Here is a 251-nt window from a genome sequence, read left to right on the forward strand (position 1 = left end):
GCCGCGTATTTGAATCGCTGGTGGCGTGATATCCTGAAGGAGCGTTTTGGTCTGGTAAGCTGTCTTGATATTGAGTACGAAACCCATTATCGGCGCTTTATGATGACGACTATCCGACATTCGGAAAAGGGCAGCAAAAAACTTTATGCGGGTTTGAAAATCAGCCGAGAGGGCGAAGAAACACTGATTTTCCGTTTTCTGGAAAATGTACGCAGTGTCTGGACTCCGCTGGCGCGCCAGTTTCAGGAACA

1 protein-coding gene is annotated in these 251 nt (G+C 48.2%); it reads left to right on the plus strand.

All coding sequences use genetic code 11. From position 1 onward, the window contains the following. The coding region (locus ACFVYJ_RS13855; RefSeq protein ID WP_463255451.1) for a hypothetical protein at window positions 1–251 on the plus strand (251 nt) is incomplete at both ends.

It is taken from the genome of Pontibacter sp. JAM-7, from assembly GCF_048548695.2.
GTDB lineage: Bacteria > Pseudomonadota > Gammaproteobacteria > Pseudomonadales > Balneatricaceae > Neptuniibacter.